At 60.7% G+C, this 7588-nt stretch carries 2 protein-coding genes; both read right to left on the bottom strand.

Features of this window, described 5'->3' with window-relative positions:
* A partial coding sequence (locus AC1Y2B_RS23145) for a peroxidase family protein (RefSeq protein WP_482255484.1) occupies positions 1–6788 on the bottom strand: 6788 nt, incomplete at its 3' end.
* A 666-nt stretch (positions 6789–7454) separates the two neighbouring features.
* The coding region (locus AC1Y2B_RS23140; RefSeq protein ID WP_482255485.1) for a transposase at positions 7455–7588 on the bottom strand (134 nt) is incomplete at its 5' end.

Genomic DNA, 7588 nt, shown 5'->3' with positions numbered 1-7588 from the left:
GTATCATTGCCCGCTCCGCCATCCAGGAGATCGTTGCCAGCAGCGCCATCGAGCACATTGTTGCCAGCATCTCCGCTCAGCGTGTCGTTCGACCCCGAGCCCGTTACATTCTCGAAGCCCGAGAGTGTATCGGTACCGCCGCCACCGGTGTTCTGCGCAGCGGTCAGCGACAGGTTCACCGTCACCGCCGCAGCGGCGCTGGCATAGCTCACCGTGTCGGTACCTGCACCGCCAATGAGGGTGTCGTTACCCGCTCCACCATCGATGATGTCGTTACCTGCGCCGCCATCGATCACGTTGTTCCCCGAAGAACCGGTCAGCGTGTCGTTGAAGTCCGAGCCAGTGAGGTTCTCGATCGTTGCGAGCGTATCGGTCCCAGCGCCGCCAGTGTTCTGGGCGGTGGTCAAGGCGAGGCTGACAGTCACCCCAGCCGTTGCGCTGGCATAGGATGCGGTGTCGGAACCTGCCCCGCCGGTGAGCGTGTCATTGCCGGCTCCGCCATCAAGGACATCGTTGCCTGCGGCGCCGTCGAGGGTATCGTTGCCGGCCAAACCGGAGATGAAGTCATTGCCTGACGTTCCGGTAATCGTATCGTTGCCGGCAGTGCCGGTGCGGATATCATCGGCGCCAGTGATCGTGATGGTGATCACCTGGGTAGTGCCATCACTTGATCTAACGGTCACCCGATCGGTCAAGGTCTGGCCAGTGCTGAGGCCGTCGACAGTCGGATTGTTGTTCGCAAGGACATAGGTCCAGTTGCCGTTTGCAGCCAGCGACAGCGAGCCATAGGTGCCAGTTACCGACTGGGCGGCAAAGGCGGGCGTGTTGTCGACGTCGGTGATGGTGAGCGAACCTGTGACCTGCGAGGTCCCATTGAGCAGGCTGGCTTCCGCCACTGTTCCCGCGATGTTTCCTGCAAAGACCGCGGCGTCGTTAACGGCTGCGAGCGTGAACGACTGTGTCCCAGCCGTGCTGCCTCCCTTTCCATCCGAGACAGTGAAGTTCAGCGTCACCAGGCCATTGTAGTTGGCGTCAGGGCTGAACGTGTACGTGCCGTTGCCGTTATCCGTGATAACACCATGGTTCGCGCTGACACCGGAAATGGAAAGCGTATCGCCCTCGGGGTCTGTGTAGCCCCTCAGCAGATTTGCTGCCGACACGGTGTAGGCAGTGTCCTCGGTACCTGAACCAAGCACAGCAGCCGCGCCCGTCAGCACCGGTGCCTCATTCACATTGGTGACCGAGACCGCGATCGCCTGGGTGTCGGTCAACGATCCGTCAGAGACCTGGACAACAACATCGTAGACGTTGTTGGCGCCGGCATCTGCAGGTGCCTCATAGTTCGCCGCTGCCTTGAAGCTCAGCGCACCTGTTGCGGCATTGATCTGGAACCGGGCCGCATCTGCGCCGCCGGAAATCGAGTAGCTCAAGGTCGCCCCGGCATCGGGGTCGGTAGCGGTGACAGTGGTGATGACTGCCGTGCTGTTTTCGGCAATCGACGCTGTGGCTGTCGCACCGCCGCCACCGCTGGTGATTGTGGGGGTTTCATTCAGGTTCGTGACGGTGACCGCGATCGCCTGGGTGTCAGCCAGCGATCCGTCAGACACCTCGACAACAACATCGTAGACGTTGTTGGCGCCGGCATCGGTAGGCGCTTCGAAGTTAGGCGCCGCCTTGAAGCTCAGCGCACCCGTTGCGGCATCGATCTGGAACAGAGCCGCATCTGCGCCGCCGGTGATTGCGTAGCTCAGGGTCGTCCCAGGATCGGGGTCGGTCCCTGCAACAGTGGTCACTGCCGTGCTGTTTTCGGCAATCGACACTGCCGCTGTCGCACCGCCACCATCACTGCTGATGACAGGCGCATGGTTGGCATAGACGACGGTCGTGTCGGCGAACTGCAGCTTACTGATGCCGAGCACCAGATCCTGCCCGTCCCGGCCAGCCACGCTGTCGGAGACTTTCAGGACCTGGACCGTGTTCGCGTTCGCGTTTTTCACGAGCATCCGGGTTGAGAGATCATAATAGGTAATGGCGATCGAATAGTCGGCTATATTGCCGGTGAAGACCGCAACGTCGTTACCGCTGGTGGTGCTTGCGACACCGGCGCTGGAGGAATTGCCCAGCACGATGTCCTTGAACTGATCGGAACGCAGCATTTCAGTGAAATGGTCTTCATAGGCGGACGCGCCTGTCAGACCGTACTTGGCGTTCACCTCGTCGATCAGCCCCTTGCCATCAAGCGCGGCATCCCACGCCACGCGGTGGGTGGCGCCGGCGTAGCGGGCTTCAAGAACGTCGAGCGATTCCGTCGCACCATGCGCCTTGTCGTACTCGGCGCTGTGCACGTAGGCGCTGGCATCGCCGTACTTGCCGATCAGCGTATCCAGTCGGATCGATCCACCGACGATGATGTCGTTGCCGCTACCGCCCTGGATCGTATCATCGCCGTTGCCGCCGACCAGCCAGCCAGCCACGCCGGTGGCATTGTCACCGGTCAGGGTGTCACCGCCGGCAGAGCCGATCACGCCTTCGACCTGCGAGCTGGGAACCTGAGTGAGGTTGCCATTGACTGCGACGCCCGGGGCGGTCTGGCTGCCAAGGTTGAAGGTCACCCCACCCGGGCGGATCGTGTTATCCGAGAAATCGATGATGTCGAAGCCGGTGGTGCCGGGCTTGTTGCCCGGATCGTCCACGCCGTCACCGCCCAGCACTTCGTCCGAACCGATGCCCGTCGCGCCGGTGGGGTCGCCGGGCCGCATGATGTCATCGCCGGCTCCGCCGAACAGCTGGTCCTGGTCGGCGCCGCCCGACAGCACGTCGTCGCCGTTGTCACCAAAGAGAATGTCGCTGCCCGAGCCGCCATCGACATAGTCGTTGCCGTCATCGCCGTGGGTGAACGGATCGGTATCCTGATCGCCGTAGACCTTGTCGTCGCCGCTGCCGGCCGACAGCTTGTCGATGCCGATGCCGCCCGAGATGAAGTCGTTGCCCGATCCGCCGACCACCTGGTCAGCACCGTTGATGTCGGAGCCCGACGATTCGCCATAGAGGAAGTCGTCGCCGGCGCCGCCATCGATCAGGTCGGGGTTGTCACCGCCGTAGATCGTGTCGGACCCGGCACCGCCATACAGGCGGTCGATGCCGTATCCGCCATAGATGATGTCGTTGCCGCCATCGCCATAGACGGTATCGTCGCCGCCGCCGGCATAGATGAGGTCGCGGAACGCGGTGCCTGCGATCACTTCGCTGGATTCCGCGCCGGAGTTCGGCGTGCCATCGAGATTGGTACCACCATTCAGCTTGTTGGCACCGGTATCCGCGCCGTTGTCGAGCGTGCGGGTGTCGCGGATATAGGCGTAGTTATCGAGCTTGATGATCGAGCCGTCCAGCGCCTGGGTGCCGCCACCGTTGGAATAGATACCAACGCCTTCGCCGTTGTTCTCGTAGTTATTCGCGGCTGAAGCATTGGCCACGTTGTTGTGCCACGTCAGCGCACCGATGCCGTTATGGGCACCAAGCGTGTTGATATTCGTGACAGGATTGCCGTTCTGATCAACGACGTCACCATATTTGTGGTTGTTGCTGGTCGTCTGGGTTTCAGAGTTACCGCCATTATTGGCGACAAACACTTCGCGGTGAGCACCGAAATCATAGTACTTGTCGGCATAGCCGAAGATGTTGCCGTTCAGGTGCCTGAGCCCGGTGTTGCGCTCAACGATGTCCTTCAACTGGCCGTTCGCCACTTCCGCGCCAAACTGCTGACCGGCAAGGCGATAGAGATAATAGAACCGGTCGCCGTCCATCAGCGATTCGATCTGGGTCACGAACACCAGGTCGAAGGTTTCGCCCAGCAGGCCGCCCGGCTGATGGACTTCCGCCAAACCGCCCAGCCAGGTATCGATCTGGTTGAAGCTCTGGTCACCGCCGTCAAGGAAGTTGAGGGCGAAGGTCACGCCAGCGTCAAGGGTCGCGTTCTGGTCACCGGTGGCCAGCTTCGCCAGAGCGTCGCCCGAAACTGTGGCAGACGAATTGACCTCGCTGTAGTTGCCATTGGCCAGATCGATGATCGCCTGGGCCCGGGCCAGCGCGTCGGCGTTGTTCTGGGCATTGCCTGAGCCATCACTGAACGAATAGGCCGCGATGAAGTTCGCCAGCGAATCCGGGTGCTGCATGTTCTGCCCGAAATTGCTCCAGCTGGTGTAGCGCGTCAGGCCGACCTCGGCGCGGAAGTCATTCAGGGTCGGGATTCCGATATCACGGCCGCGGGCAATGTTGATCGCCGCCAGATCGAGCGCTTGACCGAGCAGGCCCTGGTTGAGTGCCGGGGTGACGAATTCGTCCACCTCGTTCATCTGCTGGTGCGTCATGCCCAGCACGATCGCCGTAGGGCCGGACAGGGCATACTGGTCCGGGTTCAGGAAGGCATCACGCAGCGCATAGCCCATGATCTTGCCGGTCAGGCCGCCATTGGGATCGATCGTGTCGATCGTTTCGCGCAGGGTGGAGTGGCCGAAGCGGAACGCCACCTGCGCATAATCCAGCGTTACACCCGGGCTCTTGTTGGGCGAATAGCCAACGAATTCCTGGATGTTCGGCGAGACGTTGCGGGCATATTGGTCGACCGCCGAGTGCTGGTATTCCATTTCCACGATCAGCTTGACCGCGTTGAAGGTCTTGTCGGCATCCCAGTTGATCGCGCCATTGGCCGTCACATAGTCGCCGGCTGCGTTCTCGTAGTGGCCGTTCACCACATGGACGCCGCTTGCCAGTGCTGTGCCATCGACCGCTGCGACGGCGTTCTGGAAGCCGTGCAGGTTGTCGGTGCTGCCCGTAACGATCGCATCGCGGTGCAGCGCGTCGATGAAGTTGTCGACCTGATAGTTGTGCTCTTCATGGAACACGTGGTGGATCGAAGTGAGGCCGAAGTTCTCGTTCACGCGGCCGTCACCGGCGATGTAGTGATCGCCGACCGAAGCCATCAGGATTTCGCTGACGGCGTCGTGCGTGGCGGTGAAATCACCGCCCGCGCCATGCGAGAAGTCCTTGATCGAGAAGGTGCTGAAATCGACCCAGAACGAAAGCGCGCTGGCGCCGGTCAGGTCGGTGCCTGCCGGAATCGACGAAGACGGGCCGGTGGGCAGGGCGGTCGCCAGATGCAGGGTCAGAACGCCATTGACCATGCCGAACGTGTCGCCCGGGCGGCCAGGGTTGTTCGCGACCTGCGTTGCAAGGAACTGGATCGCCGCATCAACCGCGGTCTGTTCGGCCGCATTGCCCTGGTGAAGGTGCACCGTATCGAACCGCGGATTGTTGTCGAGCAGCAGAGACGAACCGGTGGTGCCGCTGGTCAGCTTGCCGCTGGCATCGCGGTTGCGCAGATCCAGCACGTCTTCCCAGGTCAGCGCGTCGCGGCCGGTGGCGACCACGGCGGCGCGCAGTTCGTTCAGCGTCGGCAGCGTATCATGCGTGGTCGTGCCATCGGCCTTGGTCCAGGCCTGCGCCAGCGTGGTGCCGTCCAGCATGCGGATGCCGGCGTGATATTTGCCGGTCACGGGATCAACCACCCATTCGCGCAGCAGATCGGTGACCTGCTGGTGCGAGCCATATGTCTGGCTCTGGTCGATGAACGGCGAGGTGTGATCAAGATACTGCGGGCCAGTGGAGGTGACGCTGTCCACATTGGCGCGGCTGATCGTGATCGAGGTGACCGGCCGGCCGTCCGGACCTACCATGCCATAGAGCGGATCGGTGGGATCGAGCGTGATCTTGATCGTCTTGCCCGACGAACCCTTGCCGATGAAGTCCAGCCCGTGATCGAAGAACTGGCCGAACAGTACGAAGAAGCCGTTCGAGGGCGAAACGCCGGGGTTCAGGCCGCCAATGAAGTGATCGCCCTGGGTGGCATCGGCACCCGCGGTCACCGAACCCGTCGAGGCAGCACCGGCTGAACCGATGAAGCGGGCCTGGGTGTCCACCTGGCCAAGGCCACCATCGGCTACGGTGTTCAGCATGCCCCAGTCGAGCACGGTCGCGACACCATTTGCGTCATAGTAGATTTCATTGGGAGCGTGGGCGCCATGCGCCGGATCGGTCTGGTGATTGGCCCAGGTGTCATAAACCACGCCGGCGGTCGTCGTCAGCAGGCTGATCGCTCGCGGCGAGGAATCGACCACATTCTGGATGATGATCGGCTGCTTGGTGCCATCGGTCAGCGTGGTGGCGCTTGGGTCCGGCAGGATCGCGTACTTCGCGGTGGGCGCGGCCTTGTAGTAATTGATGAAATAAGGCTGCTGGGCGGCGGGCGAGAGGATGTCGAAGTCGGCCGCCGTCATGTCTGGGTGTGCCGCCAGATAGGCCTGGACTGCCGCATCGTGCGCGGCAGGCAGGGTGTTGAACGCCGCCGCCATGCGCGGGAAGATCTGATCGACCGCGCCGTACTGCCACAGCAGGCCGGAGAGGTTGTTGTTCTGGCCCGAGGGATTGCGGATGCCCGAAAGGTCCACGACCGTCTGGTAGGACGAGCCGAACAGGTTCAGCGCAGTCGTGGCATCGACGGTCTGCGACGTCCCCGTCAGCCCGAGCGAGGTCAGGCCAGCCTCGGTGATCGTGCGAGTGGGCGCATCATACAGCTGCGCACCCAGCCCGTCGTAGGCGCTTGTCGTACCATCCCAATTCAGCAAGGCGTTGTGATTGGCATCGAACAGGGGACGGAAAGTCACCTGAGCAAGAAGAAACGCAATGTCGGTTCCGTCAAGAACGAAAGGCTTGAGCAAGGTGTCGATGGCCATAACTTCCCCCTACGCAAAATCGCGTATAATAATTTTCTGAAAACTTGATCTCGTGGTGAATGAGTACAGTCACCGCTTCTGTGTCGAGTGCTTAAGTCTGGATAAATCTGATATCCATGTATTTTGTCGTTCGACTGAGCAGTTTTTAATTTTTATTTGGAGAAAATAATTACTTGGGCTTATAACCTTCGCTTATCCTGCCCCATAATGAGACGGGCAAATTCGAGATGGTGTAAATTTATAGTTAACTTGAGCTGTTTAAGCTCGCTCAGATCTGGGGGCACAAACATCAGCTCCGGCTAGAAGCGGCGAATCACCTGTTTCCAGGCTGACCTTCCGAAAAGTGCTCCTGAGACTGCCTGCAGGTCGCAAAGGGCGAGAGTTGGCAAATCGCCATTCATGCATTTTGGGCAGCGAGACCCCGCGCACGACAGATGTTCGGAGGAGGCAGAATGACGGCGCTTGGGAAGCAGTTGGCTGCTGCAGCCTATCTGGACTGAGCGTTTTGCAACGCTGCTTGGCTTAGACCCTGATGTTCCGTCATTCTTGTGCCCAGTATAGCGCAGGTCTTTGGCCGTAATTTCAGGCGCGGTTTCTCTATCGCTCTATACATCCCGAGGTTAATTCAGAATTTTATTTAGACTGAATATGACCTAGGCTCAGGACTCATTGATTGAGCCAGAAGATGACGGTTGCAGCGATGCAGATGGCGGACATGAAGGTGTGGGCACAGCGATCATAGCGTGTGTGGATGCGGCGCCAGTCCTTGAGTTTGCCGAACATGTTCTCGATCCGGTGGC

The organism is Stagnihabitans sp. (assembly GCF_964946895.1).
The sequence above is the reverse complement of the archived record's forward strand: the minus strand, read 5'-3'. Positions and strand labels throughout refer to the sequence as shown.